This is a genomic window from Paraburkholderia graminis C4D1M, from assembly GCF_000172415.1.
Lineage (GTDB): Bacteria > Pseudomonadota > Gammaproteobacteria > Burkholderiales > Burkholderiaceae > Paraburkholderia > Paraburkholderia graminis.
Map to the genome: position 1 here is coordinate 331,768 of NZ_ABLD01000006.1, position 16,763 is coordinate 348,530.

General features: G+C 62.9%; 16 protein-coding genes and 1 pseudogene. 4 read left to right on the forward strand and 13 right to left on the reverse strand.

What is annotated here, in order from left to right; all coding sequences use genetic code 11:
- Positions 1-22: 22 nt before the first annotated feature.
- The 3 genes from BGRAMDRAFT_RS13750 to BGRAMDRAFT_RS13760 all read right to left on the reverse strand — a co-directional run bounded on the left by BGRAMDRAFT_RS13750 (position 23) and on the right by BGRAMDRAFT_RS13760 (position 3,304).
- Positions 23-610 carry a hemerythrin domain-containing protein gene (locus tag BGRAMDRAFT_RS13750; protein WP_006049360.1) on the reverse strand — a complete coding sequence of 196 codons (588 nt, stop codon included), beginning with the start codon at positions 608-610 and terminating at the stop codon, positions 23-25.
- Between the two features lie 133 nt (positions 611-743).
- Positions 744-2,792 carry an NAD(+) synthase gene (locus BGRAMDRAFT_RS13755; protein WP_006049361.1) on the reverse strand — a complete coding sequence of 683 codons (2,049 nt, stop codon included), beginning with the start codon at positions 2,790-2,792 and terminating at the stop codon, positions 744-746.
- On the reverse strand, positions 2,789-3,304 hold the full coding sequence (locus tag BGRAMDRAFT_RS13760; RefSeq protein WP_006049362.1) for a CinA family protein: 516 nt from the start codon (positions 3,302-3,304) through the stop codon (positions 2,789-2,791). Before BGRAMDRAFT_RS13760 ends, BGRAMDRAFT_RS13755 begins: the two co-directional genes overlap by 4 nt.
- A gap of 279 nt (positions 3,305-3,583) precedes the next feature.
- On the opposite strand from BGRAMDRAFT_RS13760, the gene BGRAMDRAFT_RS13765 reads away from it, so the two are divergent.
- A complete protein-coding gene (locus BGRAMDRAFT_RS13765) occupies positions 3,584-4,093 on the forward strand; it encodes a GNAT family N-acetyltransferase (RefSeq protein WP_006049363.1) in 510 nt (169 codons plus the stop codon).
- A gap of 45 nt (positions 4,094-4,138) precedes the next feature.
- On the opposite strand, the gene BGRAMDRAFT_RS13770 is transcribed toward BGRAMDRAFT_RS13765, so the two are convergent.
- The 6 genes from BGRAMDRAFT_RS13770 to coxB are packed head-to-tail and all read right to left on the reverse strand — an operon-like array spanning position 4,139 to position 10,412.
- Positions 4,139-5,452, reverse strand: a complete 1,314-nt coding sequence (locus BGRAMDRAFT_RS13770; protein ID WP_006049364.1) for a c-type cytochrome — start codon at positions 5,450-5,452, stop codon at positions 4,139-4,141.
- Positions 5,449-6,417, reverse strand: coding sequence for a cytochrome c oxidase assembly protein (locus BGRAMDRAFT_RS13775; protein ID WP_006049365.1), 969 nt, complete (start codon positions 6,415-6,417; stop codon positions 5,449-5,451). The genes BGRAMDRAFT_RS13770 and BGRAMDRAFT_RS13775 overlap by 4 nt, the downstream gene beginning before the upstream one ends.
- A complete protein-coding gene (locus BGRAMDRAFT_RS13780; RefSeq protein ID WP_006049366.1) occupies positions 6,390-6,722 on the reverse strand; it encodes a hypothetical protein in 333 nt (110 codons plus the stop codon). The genes BGRAMDRAFT_RS13775 and BGRAMDRAFT_RS13780 overlap by 28 nt, the downstream gene beginning before the upstream one ends.
- Before the next feature lie 11 nt (positions 6,723-6,733).
- Entirely contained in the window at positions 6,734-7,384 is a 651-nt protein-coding gene (locus BGRAMDRAFT_RS13785) for a cytochrome c oxidase subunit 3 (RefSeq protein ID WP_006049367.1), read from the reverse strand.
- Positions 7,381-9,330 (reverse strand): cytochrome c oxidase subunit I, encoded by a 1,950-nt coding sequence (ctaD, locus tag BGRAMDRAFT_RS13790; RefSeq protein WP_006049368.1) that lies wholly within the window; start codon positions 9,328-9,330, stop codon positions 7,381-7,383. Before ctaD ends, BGRAMDRAFT_RS13785 begins: the two co-directional genes overlap by 4 nt.
- Positions 9,327-10,412 (reverse strand): cytochrome c oxidase subunit II, encoded by a 1,086-nt coding sequence (coxB, locus tag BGRAMDRAFT_RS13795; RefSeq protein ID WP_083803820.1) that lies wholly within the window; start codon positions 10,410-10,412, stop codon positions 9,327-9,329. The genes ctaD and coxB overlap by 4 nt, the downstream gene beginning before the upstream one ends.
- Before the next feature lie 317 nt (positions 10,413-10,729).
- Between coxB and BGRAMDRAFT_RS13800 the strand changes: the two genes are divergently transcribed.
- Positions 10,730-13,153 (forward strand): hybrid sensor histidine kinase/response regulator, encoded by a 2,424-nt coding sequence (locus tag BGRAMDRAFT_RS13800; RefSeq protein ID WP_006049370.1) that lies wholly within the window; start codon positions 10,730-10,732, stop codon positions 13,151-13,153.
- A gap of 19 nt (positions 13,154-13,172) precedes the next feature.
- Here BGRAMDRAFT_RS13800 and BGRAMDRAFT_RS13805 read toward each other — a convergent pair whose 3' ends face one another.
- Positions 13,173-13,454, reverse strand: a complete 282-nt coding sequence (locus BGRAMDRAFT_RS13805; RefSeq protein ID WP_006049371.1) for a hypothetical protein — start codon at positions 13,452-13,454, stop codon at positions 13,173-13,175.
- A 220-nt stretch (positions 13,455-13,674) separates the two neighbouring features.
- Positions 13,675-14,055 (reverse strand): annotated as a pseudogene (locus BGRAMDRAFT_RS13810) (hypothetical protein); the annotation flags it as partial.
- Between the two features lie 263 nt (positions 14,056-14,318).
- Here BGRAMDRAFT_RS13810 and BGRAMDRAFT_RS13815 point away from each other — a divergent pair.
- Positions 14,319-14,759, forward strand: a complete 441-nt coding sequence (locus BGRAMDRAFT_RS13815) for an Hsp20/alpha crystallin family protein (RefSeq protein ID WP_006049373.1) — start codon at positions 14,319-14,321, stop codon at positions 14,757-14,759.
- A gap of 29 nt (positions 14,760-14,788) precedes the next feature.
- Positions 14,789-15,196 (forward strand): Hsp20/alpha crystallin family protein, encoded by a 408-nt coding sequence (locus tag BGRAMDRAFT_RS13820; protein WP_006049374.1) that lies wholly within the window; start codon positions 14,789-14,791, stop codon positions 15,194-15,196.
- Between the two features lie 52 nt (positions 15,197-15,248).
- Here BGRAMDRAFT_RS13820 and BGRAMDRAFT_RS13825 read toward each other — a convergent pair whose 3' ends face one another.
- Together BGRAMDRAFT_RS13825 and BGRAMDRAFT_RS34990 are read right to left on the reverse strand one after the other, a co-directional pair.
- Entirely contained in the window at positions 15,249-16,337 is a 1,089-nt protein-coding gene (locus BGRAMDRAFT_RS13825) for a glycosyltransferase family 4 protein (RefSeq protein ID WP_044021066.1), read from the reverse strand.
- A gap of 72 nt (positions 16,338-16,409) precedes the next feature.
- The gene (locus BGRAMDRAFT_RS34990) at positions 16,410-16,580 is read right to left on the reverse strand and encodes a hypothetical protein (RefSeq protein ID WP_006049376.1); all 171 of its coding nucleotides are present in this window, start codon (positions 16,578-16,580) and stop codon (positions 16,410-16,412) included.
- Positions 16,581-16,763 lie beyond the last annotated feature (183 nt).

Here is a 16,763-nt window from a genome sequence, read left to right on the forward strand (position 1 = left end):
GTAATCAGCGCTTAATTGGCGCTTAATCGGCGTACCGAGTTCTGCGCGATTTCGGCAGGCAATGCGTCGCGCCGATCACGAGCAACGAGCCAAGCAAGAAAGTGGCGACCGGGAACGTGCCCGCCGTATTCACCGCGATTTCGCGCGGACGTTCGCCGAGAAGCTGGAGTCTGCGGCGCGTCATCTTCGCGCCAAGCGAACGCAGCTCGTCCTTCAACGCGCGTTCGGCGGTGGGCAGCAGTACAGTTTCCTCATCGGCCACATGGTGCATGACTTCGCGCATCAGTTGCTGAAAGAGACCGTCGTAGGCTGCGTCCTCGGGACCGGTCGCGCGCAGCTTCGCAATCGTCGCGCGCATTTCGTCGTGTTCCGGGCGGCTCTTTTCGAGCGTCTGATCTTCGCTGAGTACGCCGCCCAGCGCCGGGTAAAAGATCTCTTCTTCCAACTGCGCGTGAATTTCAAGCGCGGCACACACTGAATTCACAATTGCGCGCTTGCGCCACCACGCGGTGTCCGGATGATAGCGATGGAACGCGGTGAGTACATGCATATGATCCAGCCGGATCATTGAGGTGATGGTGGGCGACATCGAGGAATTGCTATCGGGCATGGCAGTTCTCCAGAATGACGCGGCGCCAGGCGTCGGTATTGGGGATTGTCGGCATGCGCAACATCGGCATGCGGGCGCTCGCGGATGCGCGACATACCGCATTCTCCGTACCTGCAACCCCGTGTTAGCCAGGTTAGTCCGGAATTGTTTCTATGTCCCGCAGCCAGACGGTTGCCTCGCTATCGCTCGGCGCGCGCCAATCGCCGCGTGGCGACAGTGAACCGCCGGAGCCGACTTTGGGTGCATTGGGAATGCACGAGCGCTTGAACTGACTCGTGTGAAAAAAGCGCTCGGCGAAAATGGCCAGATTGCGTTTAATGTCGGCCAGCGTGTACTGATTGCGCGCGACATTCCGGCCCGCAGGCCAGACGCCATGCTCCCGGTCGGCCCACGCGCTTTGCGAGAGAAACGCCACTTTCGACGGAGCAAAGCCGAAACGCAACAGATAGTACAGGTTGAAGTCCTGCAATTCATATGGACCGATAGTGCTTTCGGTTTTCTGATCGATCACCTTCTCGACTTTTCCGGGCACCAGTTCCGGGCTGATCTCGGTCGCGAGAATCTGTTCGAGCACGCGCGAACCCGCGTCGCCTACCTGACCCGATTCCGCGACCCAACGGACAAGATGTGTGATGAGCGTCTTCGGCACGCTCGCATTCACGCTGTAGTGCGACATGTGATCGCCGACGCCATACGTGCACCATCCGAGCGCCAGTTCGCTGAGATCGCCGGTGCCAATCACGATGGCGTGATGAAAATTGGCGAGCCTGAAAAGATGGCTGGTGCGCTCGCCGGCCTGAACGTTTTCGAATGTGACGTCGTACTGTTCTTCGCCGGTCGCGAATGGATGATTCAGGTCCTTCAGCATTTGCATGCAGCTTGGACGTATGTCGATTTCCTGCATCGAGCAGCCCACGGCCTGCATCAGATCTTTCGCCTGCTGGAGCGTGCGGCTGCTGGTCGCAAAGCCCGGCATCGTATAGCCGAGGATATGCGAACGCGGCAGTTTCAACCTGTCCATCGCTTTCGCGCAGACGAGCAGTGCCTGAGTCGAATCGAGCCCGCCCGAAACGCCGATCACGACTTTCGAAATGTTGGCCGCGCCGAGCCGCTGAAGCAGTCCCTGCACCTGTATGTTGTACACCTCGGCGCAGCGTTCGTCGCGCGTCGCGGGATTGGACGGCACATAAGGGAAGCGGTTGATCGCGCGCATGAGCGGAAGATGCTCTGCGTCCGGCAGCGAAGCCGGCACGCTGACCACCTGGAATTTGCGGACTTCGTCTGCATGGCGGCGCGTCGATTGGCCGAACGTCGTCTGCCGCATTCGTTCGCGCGACAGCCGTTCGAGATCGACGTCGCCGAAAATGATGTGCGACGTATCGAGAAAACGCTCGGATTCCGCCAGCAGTTCGCCGTTTTCGTAGATCAGCGCCTGGCCGTCCCATGCAAGGTCGGTGGTGGATTCGCCGCGCCCCGCCGACGAATACAGATACGCGGACAGGCATCGCGCGGATTGCTGCCCAACCAGTTGATGACGATAGCCCGACTTGCCGATCACGATGTTCGACGCAGACAGGTTCACGAGCACGGTCGCGCCCGCCAGCGCGGCGAACGACGAAGGCGGCACGGGAACCCATACGTCCTCGCATATTTCAATGTGAAAGCGAAAGAGCGGCGCGCCGGGAACGTCGAATAGCAGCGATGCGCTAAACGGCGCCTGCTGTCCGCACAACATTACTTCGGTGGACGATGCATTCTCCGCTGCGCTGAACTGCCTTGCCTCGTAAAACTCGCCATAGTTCGGCAAATAACTCTTCGGCACGACGCCGCATAGCTTGCCGTTTGAAATGACCAGTGCGCAATTAAAGAGCTTATGCTCGATCTTCAGCGGTGCGCCGATCACGAGTACCGCGGGAATGTTCGTGGACGCCGCAACGATGTCGCCGATTGCCGCTTCGCATGCATCGAGCAACGCGCGCTGATGGAAGAGGTCGTCGCATGTATAAGCGGAGATGCCCAACTCGGGAAACACCACGAGCAACGCACACTTTTGCGCGGCTTCCCGCGCGAGCCGCAGCGTTTCCTGGGCGTTGAATTGCGGGTCGGCGACGCGGCACACAGGAACCGCGACCGCGACACGCGCGAAATCGTGACTGTAGAGATTGAAAAATGATCGCGTCATGGTCCGCGGCGCCTCGCGTTCGGCAACTGATTGAAATAATGCTCGATCCGCGACAGTGCATAAAGCGCGGCGTTCTGCCTGATGGTCGTACGGTCGCCGTCGAACACGCGAGTCTCGCTGAACATGTATTCGCCGTCGCGGCGCTTGTAGCGCCACGCGAAGCATTGCGTGCCCGGCGCGAGATCCGTGCCTTTCGGCGGCGGCCCTGCAATTCCCGTATTGGCAACGGCAATATGCGCCGAGCACGCTTCGAGCGCAAGCACGCCGGTGGCCATCTCGCGGGCGACTTCCTCGCTGGTCAGGCCGTGCTCTTCGATCGTCTGCGCCTGCACGTTGAGCACACCGCATTTGCCCGATGGCGAATAGACGACGAATCCCATGTCGAGGCACGCGCCGCTGCCCGGCACGTCTGCGATCAGCGATGCAATCAGACCGCCGGTACACGATTCGGCGGTCGCGATCACGAGACCGCGCGACGACAGAAATCCAACCACGCTGCGGGGAATATTCATTTTTGTCCTCTCTCATTCAGGGCATGGACCGATCACTTCTCTGCAAGCAAGTGCGATACCCGTTGCGCGTGCAGGTACTCGAAGCGGCACGCGGATTGCTCCACACGATGGTCCCTTCACCGGGACGCCATGGTTGTTTGTTCGGTTCGGCCCGCCAGTTGGCGGGCCATTTTTTTTGCCGAGGCCGCGGAAGCATCGGCGCGTCGCTTCGCAGATCGGTACAGCGATTGCTGTTTCTGTTGGGCGCAACCACACGCGACGGTAAAGGAGGCGACGCCCATGATGTTTCCCACAATCGTTATCAATCGCGAGGACCCCGCCTCGATGGACGCACAGACGCTGCTCGACGAACTGAGTGCGACGCTCGCCGTGTTCACCGGCGACAGCGGACAGAACCGCTTTTCCATTCGCGACGTGACGCTCGATTGCTCGCGCTTTCTGGTGGCGCGAAGCGATTCGGCGACTCCGCTTGGCTGCGGCGCATTTCGTCCGCTGGGCGAGCATATCGCCGAAATCAAGCGCCTGTATGCGCGTCCGGGCGCCGATGGCGTGGGCAGTGCAATCCTCGCGCGACTCGAGAAAGAAGCGGCGCAACTCGGTTATCAGGCGCTGTGGCTCGGCACGCACCTGAACAATCGCCGCGCCATCGACTTCTATGAAAAGCATGGTTTCCAGCGCATTGCGCCGTATGGACCGTATGTGGGCAAGGCCGACGCATGCTGCTACGAAAAGCGCCTCGGCGGACAGGCGCCCGACAATCAGCGCAAGGAAACGATGCGCGACGCGTGACGCGTCACAAACGCGACGGCATCGCGCGGCACGACACACGCCGCGCTACTTATGCAATTTTTCGCGTAGCGATTGAATGTCGTTCGCGGTGACGGGCCGCGCGTCGTTGCCCCATGAACTGCGAATCCATGAAAGCACGCTTGCCATTTGTGCGTTCGTGAGCGTTTGAGCGAAGCCGGGCATGGCCTGGCGCGGCGGCCCGCCGATCGTCGCGGGACTGTTGCCGCCTTCCACCATCAAGCGGATCAGCGAGGTCGTGTCTTCGGTGATCACCGACGGATTGCCCGCGAGGCGCGGAAACACATTCGGCACGCCGGCGCCTTCCGCGCCGTGACATTGTGCGCAGAACGAAACATAGACGCGTGCGCCGACCGATTGCGGCGCATCGACGCGATTGCCGTTGCGCGTCGGCAAGTCGGGCTGAGCATGCGGATCGTAGCGTCCGGAAGGTTTTTGCGCGGGCAGCGATTTCAGATAGTGCGCCATCGCGAGCGCGTCGTCGTCCGTCAGATACTGCGTGCTGTCTTCGACCTGCTCGACCATCGAGCCGAATGCCGCGAGGCCCGCACCGTGGCCCGTCTTCAGAAACGCGGCGAGATCTTTTTCGCCGATGCGCCCGAGCCCCGAGCCGGGATCGCCAGTGAGATTCGGCGCAAACCAGTTGTCGTTGACTCCACCACTCAGATAAGTAGACGACGTTTCGTCGTAGCCGCGTTCCTGGAAGCCCAGGCCGCGAGGCGTGTGACATGCGCCGCAATGGCCAGGGCCTTGCACGAGAAACGCGCCGCGATTCCATTGCGCGTCGCGTCCCGGCTTCGGCCGAAACGGTTCTTTTGGAGCGAAAAGCTGTTGCCAGAAGTACAGCACCCAGCGCTGATTGAAGGGGAACGGGACTTTCGTCGGCGGCGCGGGTTCAGGGACTGGCTTCACGCCATGCATGAAATACGCGTAAAGCGCGCGCATGTCGTCGTCGGACATTTTGGAAAACGACGCATACGGCATCGCGGGATAGAGGCGCTTATTGCCTGGCGACACGCCTTCTCGCACGGAGCGCGCGAAGTCTTCATAGCTGAATGCGCCGATCCCATAGCGCTTGTCCGGCGAGATATTGCTGCTGACGATCGTGCCGAAGGGCGAGGTCAATCCGAGGCCGCCGCCGTACGCTGGTCCGCCGACCGCGGTATGGCATCCCGCGCAATCGGATGCTTTCGCGAGATAGTCGCCGCGCGCGACAAGCGCGGCATCCGCGGCTTGCGATTGCTGCGCGCATGCGCGCTGTTGCGGCGAGACATGCAGCACGCCAAGCACGCACAGCATCGCGGCAGCGCCCAGCGCCCAATAGCTGAAGCGCCGCATCATGAATTGCTGTCTCTGTGTGCGGGCAGCGCGTTCGGCATCAGCGTCGCGGGCGCGCGATGCATCAGCCAGCGCGCGCCGGTCGCAAGCGCCGCGATCAGATAGGCGAGACCGCCGGGCACCCACATCACGAGTCCGCCGAGTTGTTGATCCTGCAACGGATCGAAACCGAGCACCGACGTGGGCTCGATATACGCGGGATACCAAAGTCCCGGCGCGAGCGTGAGCAATGCGCCGAGCGCGCCGGTGTGAACCATCGTCGTGAAGAGCGACAGCATCGCATAGCCGCTCTGATCGCGCCGCGTGCCTTCGCCGAAAACGACCCACCAGAACAATAGTGCGCTCAGCAGAAAACTCGCATGTTGAAGCGTGTGAATAGCGGACGACGCAAGCGCCGCTTCGAACAGACGCGGCATATGCCAGGCCCACAACGCGGCGGCATGCAGCATCCACGCGACGGCCGGCGCGCACAGCGTTCGCCAGAGTCCGCGCAACGCCGGCGTGCGAACCGCCGCCGCTATCCGGTGACGCGCGGCGGGAGGAAAGGCCCATAGCCATACCGCGAGCGGCCTGCTGAGCACGAGCAGCGGCGCGGCGACGATCATCATCAATTCGTGCTGAACCATGTGCGCGGAGAAGAGCGCGGCGCTCAACGCATCGAGTGGCGAATCGAGCGCGGCGACGAGCATGAGCCATCCGAGCACGAATGCGCCTAGCTGACGCGCGCGAATCTCGCGGCCGCGTTTGCTGCGCGCGCGCAGACGCCGATAGCCGGCCACATACAAAGCAAGACTCACGATCAGCAAGGCGACGACCCACGGCTCGAACGTCCAGCGCAGCACAGGCGGCGCACTGCGTTCGGCAGCGCTCAGCACATGCGCTTTTACCTCGGCAGAAGCGCAGAGCGCGGCGCAGGCAAGCAGACAACGGAGCGGATTGTTCATTGCACGCACGGAGAAATAAGCCATTGCGGTATCCACATTGCGACGAGCGCGAGCGTCGAAAGCATGCCGACCCATGTGGCCGCGCAAGCCATCATCGCGGGCCGCGCAGGCAGGGCCGGCGCGCTCGCCGGCGCAACCATGCCGGCCTCGCGCCAGCGATGCCACGCAAGCAGCGTGGCGACGATCGAGAACAGCAGCGCACTGCCGGTCACGCTGCCCAAGGGCAAGAGCGTGCGCCACGCGCACGAGGGCGTGACGAGCGCATAGTCGGCGCTCAGCGCGGCGAGTACCGCGGAGGGCGCACCAAGGAGCGCGAGCCAGGTTCGCATGGCAACCTCCATCACAACCGGGGAGCAAGATAGATCACCGCATAGATCGGCAACCAGCTCAGTACGACGAAGTACCAGTACAGCGCGTTCTCGCTGACATCGACGAAACGCTTTCCTTCGAATGGTCCGGTGAATAACAGCACGGCGAGGACCGCGGTGTCGACGGCGTCGGTAATCAGGTGAGTGGTGTGCAGACCGAGCAGCAGCCACACGACGGAGCCATACGCGTTCGCATACCAGCTCACGTTGAGCGCCGCGAATTCGAAGCCGCGAATCACGAGGAACACGACGGCGAACAGCAGACACACCGCGAGCCACAGCCGCGCGCGGCCGCGCTGCTCGCAGTCGGCGGCGCGCTTCGCGAGTTGATTCGGCCACATGCTCAGCAACAGTACCGCCGTGTTCACGCTGCCCCACAGCAGCGCGGGCGGCGCCGCGTCGAGCGGCCAGTGCGCGGTGAGGCTGCGCAGATAGAAGTACGCCATTGCCGCGATGGCGAACACGGTGCCTTCTATCAGCATCAGGCATACGGTGCCCCACCACATCAGGCTGCGATGTCCGAAGCCGAAGCTCGGCAAATGACGCACGTCCAGCATCAACGCAGGCGCGGCGCCCTGTTGGTCCAACGCCGCATTGCCGGGCACTTTGCGCAACTCCGTCATGGCCGTTGCTCCAACTGAAGCGCGCGCCGGTTTTGCCCACGATTCGGCCAGAACCAGCCGATCATCGCGACGATCACGGGCACCGAGCCCCACACCACGGCCCACGGCGAAAAGATCGAGCCGATGAACAGCACCGTGGTCGCCACCGCGCTGATAAACGGCCAGATCGACGGCGACGGAAACAGCAAGCGCAGGTCGGGCAATGCATCGAGTGCAGTGGTGGACAGCACTTCGCGCGACTCGGCCGCGAGCCCGCTGACATGCGTCGGCTGCGCGCCTGGTTCCCACAGCGGATCGCGTCCGTGAACCACCGGCAACGCGTCGAAATTATGCGGCGGCGGCGGGCTCGCGGTGCTCCACTCGAGCGTGCCCGCGCCCCACGGATCGGCGCCCGCAATTGCACCATGCCGATAGCTACGGAGCACATTGACGATAAAAATCAGTACGCTCACTGCGATCGTTATCGCGCCGATCGTCGCCGTCATGTTCAGGCCGTCCCAGCCCATTGCATGCGGATACGTCCACACGCGCCGCGGCATGCCGTGCAGACCGAGGATGTGCATCGGAAAGAACGTGACGTTAAAGCCGATAAAAAAGAGCCAGAATTGCAGGCGTCCGAGCGTCTCGTTCAGCATTCGGCCGGTCGCTTTCGGAAACCAGTAATAGAACGCGCCGAAGAGCGGAAACACCGCGCCGCCAAGCAGCACGTAATGCAGATGCGCGACGACGAAGTACGTGTCGTGCACCTGCAGATCGAGCGATACCGAGCCAAGCATCACGCCCGTCATTCCGCCGAGTACGAGAATGAAGAAGAAGCCGAGCGCGAACCACAGGGGAGTCTTCAGATTGATGCGCCCTGTCCAGAGCGTCGCGATCCAGCAGAAGATCTGCACGCCGGAGGGAATGGCGATCATCAGGCTCGCCGCGGTAAAAAAGCTCTTGCCGAGCGCGGGAATGCTCGTCGCGAACATGTGATGCACCCACAGCCCGAACGCGAGAAATGCAGTGGTGATGAGCGCGAGCACCATCGCCGGATAGCCGAAAATTGGGCGGCGCGCGAACGTCGGAATGATCGACGATAGAAAGCCGAGCGGCGGAATAAAGATCAGGTACACCTCGGGATGGCCGAAGAACCAGAACAGGTGCTGCCACAACAATACGTCGCCGCCGCGCGCCGCGTTGTAGAAATGCGTGCCGACGAGACGGTCCAGAATCAGCGCGGTACTGCTGAGCATCACGGCGGGCATCGCGAACAGCACCATGAATTGCGTGATCAGCGTGGCCCACACGAAAAGCGGCATGCGGTTGAGCGACATGCCCGGCGCGCGCATCTTGAAGATGGTGGTGATGAGCACCACCGCTTCGAGCAGGCCGGAAAGTTCGGTGAAAGTGATCATCTGCGCCCAGATGTCGACGCCTTTGCCGGTCGAATAGTCGGGTCCGGCGAGCGGCACGTAACTGAACCAGCCGGCGTCGGGGCCGGCGCCGAGCAGAAACGCTACATACAGCGTCGCGCCGCCGAACAGGAAGACCCAGTACGCGTAGGCGTTCATCCGCGGAAAGGCGACGCTGCGCGCGCCGATCATCAACGGTACGAGCCAGCCGGCGACGGCCTGCATGACCGGCACGGCGAACAGAAACATCATCGTCGTGCCGTGAATCGTGAAGAGCTGGTTGTACAGCTCCGGGCCGACGAGGCGATTGCCGGGCCGTGCGAGTTGCAGGCGCATCGCAAGCGCAAGCAGGCCGGCAAGCAGGAAGAACACGAACGTGGTGATGACAAAGCGCCGCGCCACGGTCTTGTGATTGATCGCCGATAGCCGGCCGAGCCAGCCGGGCGGATCGCTCCAGGTGCGCGCGAGTGCCTCGGTGATCTGCTGTCCGGCAGCGGGGCCGTCCACCAGATGCTCGATCGGGCGCGCGGAAGTGGAATGACGTTCGCTCATTGAAGGGTTCTCATCCATGCTACAAGCGCATCGAGGTCCTGCGCGGATAACTGGCTCGCCGGCATCGTCGTGCCGGGCTTCATGCTGCCGGGCGCCCTGATCCACGACGCCAGGTTTGCAGGCGTGTTTTCGAACGTGCCGGCGCCGAGCATCGGGCGGCTCATGACGTGCGTGAGGTCGGGCCCGAGCACGCCGTGCGCGGAGGTGCCGCGCACGGTGTGGCAGCCCGCGCAGTTGCCGGTCGTGAAGAGGCGCTCGCCCTGTGCCTGCAATGCGTTGGCCGGCTGCGGCGCGGGCGCCCGCTGACGCGCGAGCCACGCGTCGTACTGGGCGGGCGGCTCGGCGACCACGGTGAACGCCATCAACGCATGTTCGAGGCCGCAGAATTCGGCGCATTGCCCGCGGTAGGTGCCGGCGCGGTCCGCCCGGAACTCGATCGTCGATTCGCGGCCCGGTATCATGTCCTTCTTGCCGTGCAGGTTCGGCACCCAGAACGTGTGGATCACGTCGTCGGCCTTCAGCGAGATCACCACCGGCCGTCCCACCGGAATGTGCAATTCGTTGGCAACGGCGAATCCGCCGCCGCGCGTGTCGTCCGCGTAACGCGCTTCCCACCACCACTGGTGCCCGGTCATCTCCAGATGGACGGCGTCCGCGACGGGCAATCGCGACAGCGCGCGATCGGTCGCGATGTCGGCGACGAGCAGACCGAACAGCAGTACGACCGACGCAATCGACGCCGCGCCGACCACGCGGCGCACGCGTTTCTCCGGACGCTCGAGCGGGCCCAGGTCGGGGTTCGCATCGCGGCTCACGCGCGGCGCGCGCGCCATTGCGACGAGCAGCGCGATCAGCACGGCCGCGAAAACGAGCGAGCAGACCGTGAGCGTCAGCGTCCAGAGCGTGAAGATGTGCGACGCCTGCACGCCTGCCGGGCTGAGCGCATCATGGGCGGGCGTGGCCCGTGCATTCGACGTTGCGCTGCAGCAGCAAAGCGCGGCGATCCGCAGCAGCCACGAGGCATGCCGCCGCTTTCCAGCAGGGGTGTCCAGCCGGCGTCGAGATGCTTGGCCTGTGTGCATGCTTGCGCGAGGTGGCGTGATGGTGGGGACGTTTGCGACTGGCTAGCAATCGCTGTACCTCGCGCGAGCCCGCGCCGGCGGCGCTTTCAAACGCTTACAGAAGTCGCGCCCGTCTTACTTTAATGAGCGGCGAGAGCGCTTCATATCGCCGGCGTTCGCTAATAAAATGTTGCGATGCGCATGAGGCCGCAGAGCCCCGGCTTGCCGCTGCTTTATGTGCGAAAGAACAGAAAACCAGTACAAGAACACGGGGTGCGCCGTCTCCGGCGCATTGAATCGCAGACCAGGTCCTCGGCCTATTGTCCAGGAGCAGCTTGATGGCGCATGCATACGAGCCGGATGACATCGTTCAGAACTGGGCGAATATATGGCTTCAGTCTTTGCGCGACTATGCGGTGATCGGCCTGTCGGAAGACGGCCGCATTCGCTCGTGGAATCCGGGCGGAGAAGCCATTCACGGCTATAGCGAAGAAGAAGTGCTCGGTCAGCCGCTCGACATCTTCTATAGCGCCGAGCAGCGCGCCAAAGGTCTGCCGCAAACGGCGCTCGCCACGGCGCGCCGCGAAGGCCGCTTCGAGGGTGAAAGCTGGCGGCTACGCAAGGACGGCAAGGCGTTCTGGGCGAGCGTCGTGCTCACGGCGCTGCGTTCGTCCGACGGCGCGCTGCTCGGCTTCGGCGAGATCGTGCGCGATATGACCGACAAGAAAGCGGTGCATGACGCGGTGCTCGAAAGCGAGCGGCGTTTCCGGCTGCTCGTCGACGGCGTGACGGATTACGCGATCTTCATGCTGTCGCCGGAAGGCCGCGTGACGAACTGGAATTCGGGCGCGCACCGCATCAAGGGCTATGCGGCGAATGAGATCATCGGCTCGCATTTTTCGCGCTTCTATACACCGGAAGATGCCGCGCGCGGACTGCCGCAGCGCGGCCTGGAAGCCGCCGCCCGCGACGGCCGCTTCGAATCGGAAGGCTGGCGCGTGCGCAAGAACGGCTCGCGTTTCTGGGCGCATGTGGTGATCGACGCGATCCGCCACAACGGCACGCTGGTCGGCTTCGCGAAGATCACGCGCGACATCACCGAGCGAATGGAAGCGACGCGTTTGCTCGAAGAGACCCGCGTCGCACTCGTGCAGTCGCAGAAGATGGAAGCGATCGGCAAGCTGACGGGCGGCGTCGCGCACGACTTCAACAACGTCATGCAGATTTTGCGCGGCAACCTCGAACTGCTGGAAAGCCGCCATAAGCGCGACGGCTGGACTCGTGAGCGTCTCGACAAGGCGATCGACGCCGTGGAGCGCGGCGCGAAGCTCGCGTCGCAACTGCTCGCGTTCGGGCGTCAGCAGCCGTTGCGGCCGATCGTCATCAATCTCGCTTCCGCGATTCGCGGCATGGACGACCTGCTGCGCCGCGCGCTCGGCGAGACCGTCGAGATCGAAACGGTGGTGGCGGGCGGCCTGTGGAATACGCTCGTCGACGTGCATCAAATGGAGAACGTGATCCTCAATCTCGCGATCAATGCGCGCGACGCGATGAAGGAGGGCGGCAAGCTGACCATGGAAGTGTCGAACGCGATGCTCGACGACCATTACGTCGCGGGTTTTCCCGACGTGCCCGCAGGCCAGTACGTGATGCTCGCCGTGACCGATAGCGGCACGGGCATGCCGCCCGAAGTCGTGCAGCGCGCGTTCGATCCATTCTTCACGACCAAGCCGGAAGGCGAGGGCACGGGCCTGGGTCTGAGCATGGCCTACGGCTTCGTGAAGCAGAGCGGCGGTCACATCCGGATTTACAGCGAGGTCGGACACGGCACGACGGTCAAGATCTATCTGCCGCGTTCGATGGAAGAAGCGGTTGAGGCGCCGGTTTCGCAGCCGGTCACGCTGCTCGGCGGAACGGAGACGATCCTCGTCGTGGAAGACGACAAGGACGTGCAATCTACTGTGGTCGATACGCTCTCCGGTCTGGGCTACAGCGTCCTGAAGGCGAACGACGCCGAGCAGGCTCTCGCCGTGGTGCGCAGCGGCGTGCATATCGACCTGCTGTTTACCGACGTGGTGATGCCCGGCCCGCTGCGCAGTCCGGCGATGGTCGCGCAGGCAGTGCAGATGTTGCCGCGTCTGAAGGTGCTTTTTACATCGGGCTATACGCAAAACGCGATTGTGCACGGCGGGCGGCTCGACCCCGGCGTCGAGTTGCTGAGCAAGCCGTATAGCCGCGAACAACTGGCGTACAAGATCCGGCAGATACTCGGCGTTGCGCCGCTCGTGCGCACTACCAACACCAATACCAACAGCGTTAGCAATGCGCACATGAACAGCAATAGCAACAGCAATAGCAACAGCAATAGCAGCAGCCGCGGCCACGAAACGCAGCAGCCGGCCGGCGGCGAGACGAGTCTGCGCCTGCTGCTGGTCGACGACGACATCGACACGTCCGAGGCAATCGGCGAATTGCTGAAGCTCGTCGGCCACGATCCGGTTGTCACCGGTTCGCCGCAGGAGGCGTTGCGCCTGCTTGAAGCGCAACCATTCGACGTGCTCATCACCGATCTGTCGATGCCTGTCATGCCGGGGCTCGAGTTGGCGCAACGCGCCACGCAATTGCGGCCCACGCTACGGGTTATCTTTGCGTCCGGCCACGAGATGCCCGCGGTCGACACCTTGCCGTTTCGCTGGGGAGCGCTTCGCAAGCCGTATAGCATCGACGAATTGAGCGCGATGCTGCGCGGCTTCGACGACTAGCGGGACCGCACGCGGCCTGTCAGCGTCCAAAGGTATTGCACGCGAATCGGAACTGAGCGACCGCGGCGGCGGCGTCGCGTTTGCCGCGTTGCCGCAGTTCGTCTGCGAGGAGCTTCTGGAAGACGGCCGCTTCCTTTTCGCCGTACAGTTGGCAGAACTCGGTCAGCGTTTCCGCAATCGCGCGCCGTTCGCTTTCGCGACTCAATGTGCTGCTGATATGCGAAGACCCGCGCGCGAGTTCGAGCACGTACGCAAGACGTGCATTCGCCGCGGCGGCGCCGGCTGTTTTTGCCTTCGGCATGGGTTCTCTCACTATTTTTATTGATGTACGGCGAGGCTGGCTCGCCGGTATCGCGTGGTGACAGACGTTGCTTTGAATCTATCGTTTGAATTTATCGCGCGATGCTGAAGGAAATCTTAAGGCTGGTCTCTAGCGGCCACCGGACCTGGCTTCTGTCTACCGGCGACGCGTCGACGCGCGACTGGCTGCGCATATCGCGTAGAGCGTCTTCTGTGCCGCGCCGGATCGGCGGCAATCCGCTGATTTTTTCGGCCAGCATCCGCTCGTACACGCCGAAGTGCAGGTCCACTTCTTCTTGCGTCACGACGGTCACGAAGATGCGCACTTGCGAGGGCAGCAAGCCGAGCACGGTGGCAATCGCGGCTTCCAGTTGCGGAGCGCATAACCGGTCTTCCGCGAAGGTCGTTCCGACCGAGACGTCGTAGGTTTTCTCTTCTCGCACCGCAACATCGACGAGGCGCGCGCGGGCGCTCATGTTGTTCTCTATCGCAATCCGTATCACGTCGACGGCGGTTCGCATTCCCTCGGTGGGAAATCCTCTTGGCGAGCGCAGGGACACGCGGTGACGACCAAGAGTGAGCCAGTCTGAATCGAATTCCATGCCTTTTCTCCGACACTTTTTGATCTCGCACAACTATGCGGCTGCGCCGCTATTTTTCAAGCCCGGAAATTTGCGCGAGGGGTCTTGAAATCGTTGCGCGTGGATTTATTTTAGAAGTCGTTCAGTGAGTTGCGATCATGCAGACGCGCCGTTTCTGCAATGCGCTGCGTGTTCGATTTGTCTGTCAGGGGCTGCGGGCAGGCGGAGTGCAGTGTGCAGTGCCGTCCTCTCCTCGCCCCGGTACTACCGAGGAGGAAACGATCATGAGCGACCTTTACTTCGCGACCGACCTGTTCAGCCAGTTCGACCGTCTGCAGCAGCAGATGTCGGCGCTGTTCGGCGGTTTTCCTTCGAGCATCCGCTCGAGCCGCCTCGCGGCTTTTCCGCAAATCAATATCGGCACCACCGACGATTCCATTGAGATCGTCGCGTTCGCGCCGGGCATCGATCCGTCGCAACTCGACGTGTCGATCGACAAGGGCTTGCTGACGATTGCCGGCGAGCGCAAATCCATCGCGCCGGAGGCGGACGAGTCGACCCGTCAATACGCGCAGGAGCGTTTCACCGGGTCATTTCGCCGCGTGATCGAATTGCCGCAGCAGGCCGATCCCGACAAGGTGGAAGCCCGCTATACGAACGGCTGCCTGTCGATTAGCGTCGGCAAGCGCGAATCGTCCAAGCCTCGCGCAATCGCCATTCAGTGATCTCACCGATACCGATGATGGAGGGAATCATGAACGATACGACCGATGTAGTTCAGAAGGAGCAGCAGCCCGTCGCGCGCGGCGAGCGCGAACCGGCCGAGCCGCGCACGACGCTTACGCCGCCCGTCGACGTGATCGAGAACGCGCATGGCGTGACGCTGTGGGCGGATCTGCCGGGTGTGTCGAAAGAGAAGCTGGAAGTGCGTGTGCACGACGGCAATCTGCACATCGAGGCGGAAGCGAGTGTGCCGACGCGCGCCGGCCTGCGTCTGCAACACGCGGAAATCCGCGCGCCGCATTTCTCGCGCTCGTTCACGCTGAGTCCGGAATTCGACACGTCGAAGATCGAAGCGAACCTGCAGGATGGCGTGCTGAAGCTCGTCATTCCGCGGCGCGAAGAAGCGCGGCCACGGCGGATTGAGGTGAACGTCGGCTAATGGCAATGCCGCGGCCCGTGCTTTAGGGCCGCGGTTTGCGTCCGCGACGCGGCTAACCGCATACCTGCTGTGCGTCGGCATCGCTGTCCGACGCCGGCACGGCCGCGCGCGTGCCCGCGACGATGCGCTCGTACACGCGCAGATAGTCGTCGGCCATGCGCGCGGCCGTGAAGCGCGCGTCGAAAGCGCGGCGGCATTGCGCGCGATCCAGCTCGCCGATGCGCGCGACTGCCTGCACGGCCTCTTCCACGTTATCGACGATAAAGCCGCTGACGCCGTGCTCCAGCACCTCGGGCACCGCGCCGCGTCCGAATGCAATGACCGGCGTGCCGCATGCCATCGCCTCGATCATCACCATGCCGAACGGCTCGGCCCATTCGACCGGAAAGATCAGCGCGCGCGCATTCGCGATCAGTTCCTTGCGCAACGTGCCGCCCACTTCGCCGAGATAGTCGGTGAAGCCGCGCGAACGTTCGAGCAGCGGTTCGATTTGCTCCGTGAAGTACTCGCGCTCGCCGGGGTGAACCTTGCCGGCCATCTTCAACGGCAGCTCCGCGCGCCTTGCAATTTCGACGGCGAGATCGGGCCGCTTGCCGGGCATGATGCGGCCAAGAAAGAGCAGATATGAGCCCGCACGCGGCTCGAATTCGAATTCGTCGCGCGGCAGGCCGTGATGGATGGTCGCTTGCCAATTGGCGAAAGGCACGGGCTTGCGCTGATCGTCGGAGATCGACACGAGCGGCGCCGACGCGAATTCGCGAAACAGAGGTCCGTGATCCACCGGCAGCAATTGCCCGTGCAATGTGGTGAGCGACTTGCATGGCAGCGACCGCGCGAGCGGAAAGTGCAGCGGATCGCCGTGAAAATGCACGACGTCGAATTCATGCGCGAGATCCGCGACGCGCGCGAGCTGCCGCACATGATGCGTGAGCGTGTCCCAGACGGCGCTATCGCGCCATAGTCCCCGCTCGCAGATCGGCACGAGCCGCGCGGCGGTGCGCGAATCCGCCGTGGCGAATAGCGTGAGTTCGTGGCCTCGTCGAACGAGTTCTTCAGTCAGGTAGGACACCACGCGCTCGGTGGCGCCGTAGGCGAAAGGCGGAACGCTTTCGTAGAGAGGTGCGACTTGAGCGATTCTCACAGGCAATCTTGTCATCAGGTTGGGTTGCGGCCGCGTCCGCGATAAGCGCGCACGCGGCCATCGTGACACGCTTTACGACTGGTCTTTTTTCACTTCCGACAAGTCACTTTCCTTCACTTCCGCTTGCCGGACAGTGGTGCCGTCTTCGCCGGTTTCCGACACATCGGTTTCAAATGTTCCTTCGCCGGAATCGTTTTGCGTGGACTCGTTGGATTCGTTCGGGTCGTTCGGTTTGGTTGCCATCGCGTTCTCCCTCGGTTGGTTGGAAGGCAAGTGCAATCAGCAAGGCACGGTCCCGAGCGGTGCGATGCTTTGGTCCGGCGTTCGCGTGCGAGGCCGCGAAAAATTCGTCTGCTTGACGCGCCGCGGCATGCGGGTTGCTGGCCTACCGGTGTCGCAACGAACATTGCGCCACCCTGGCTACCC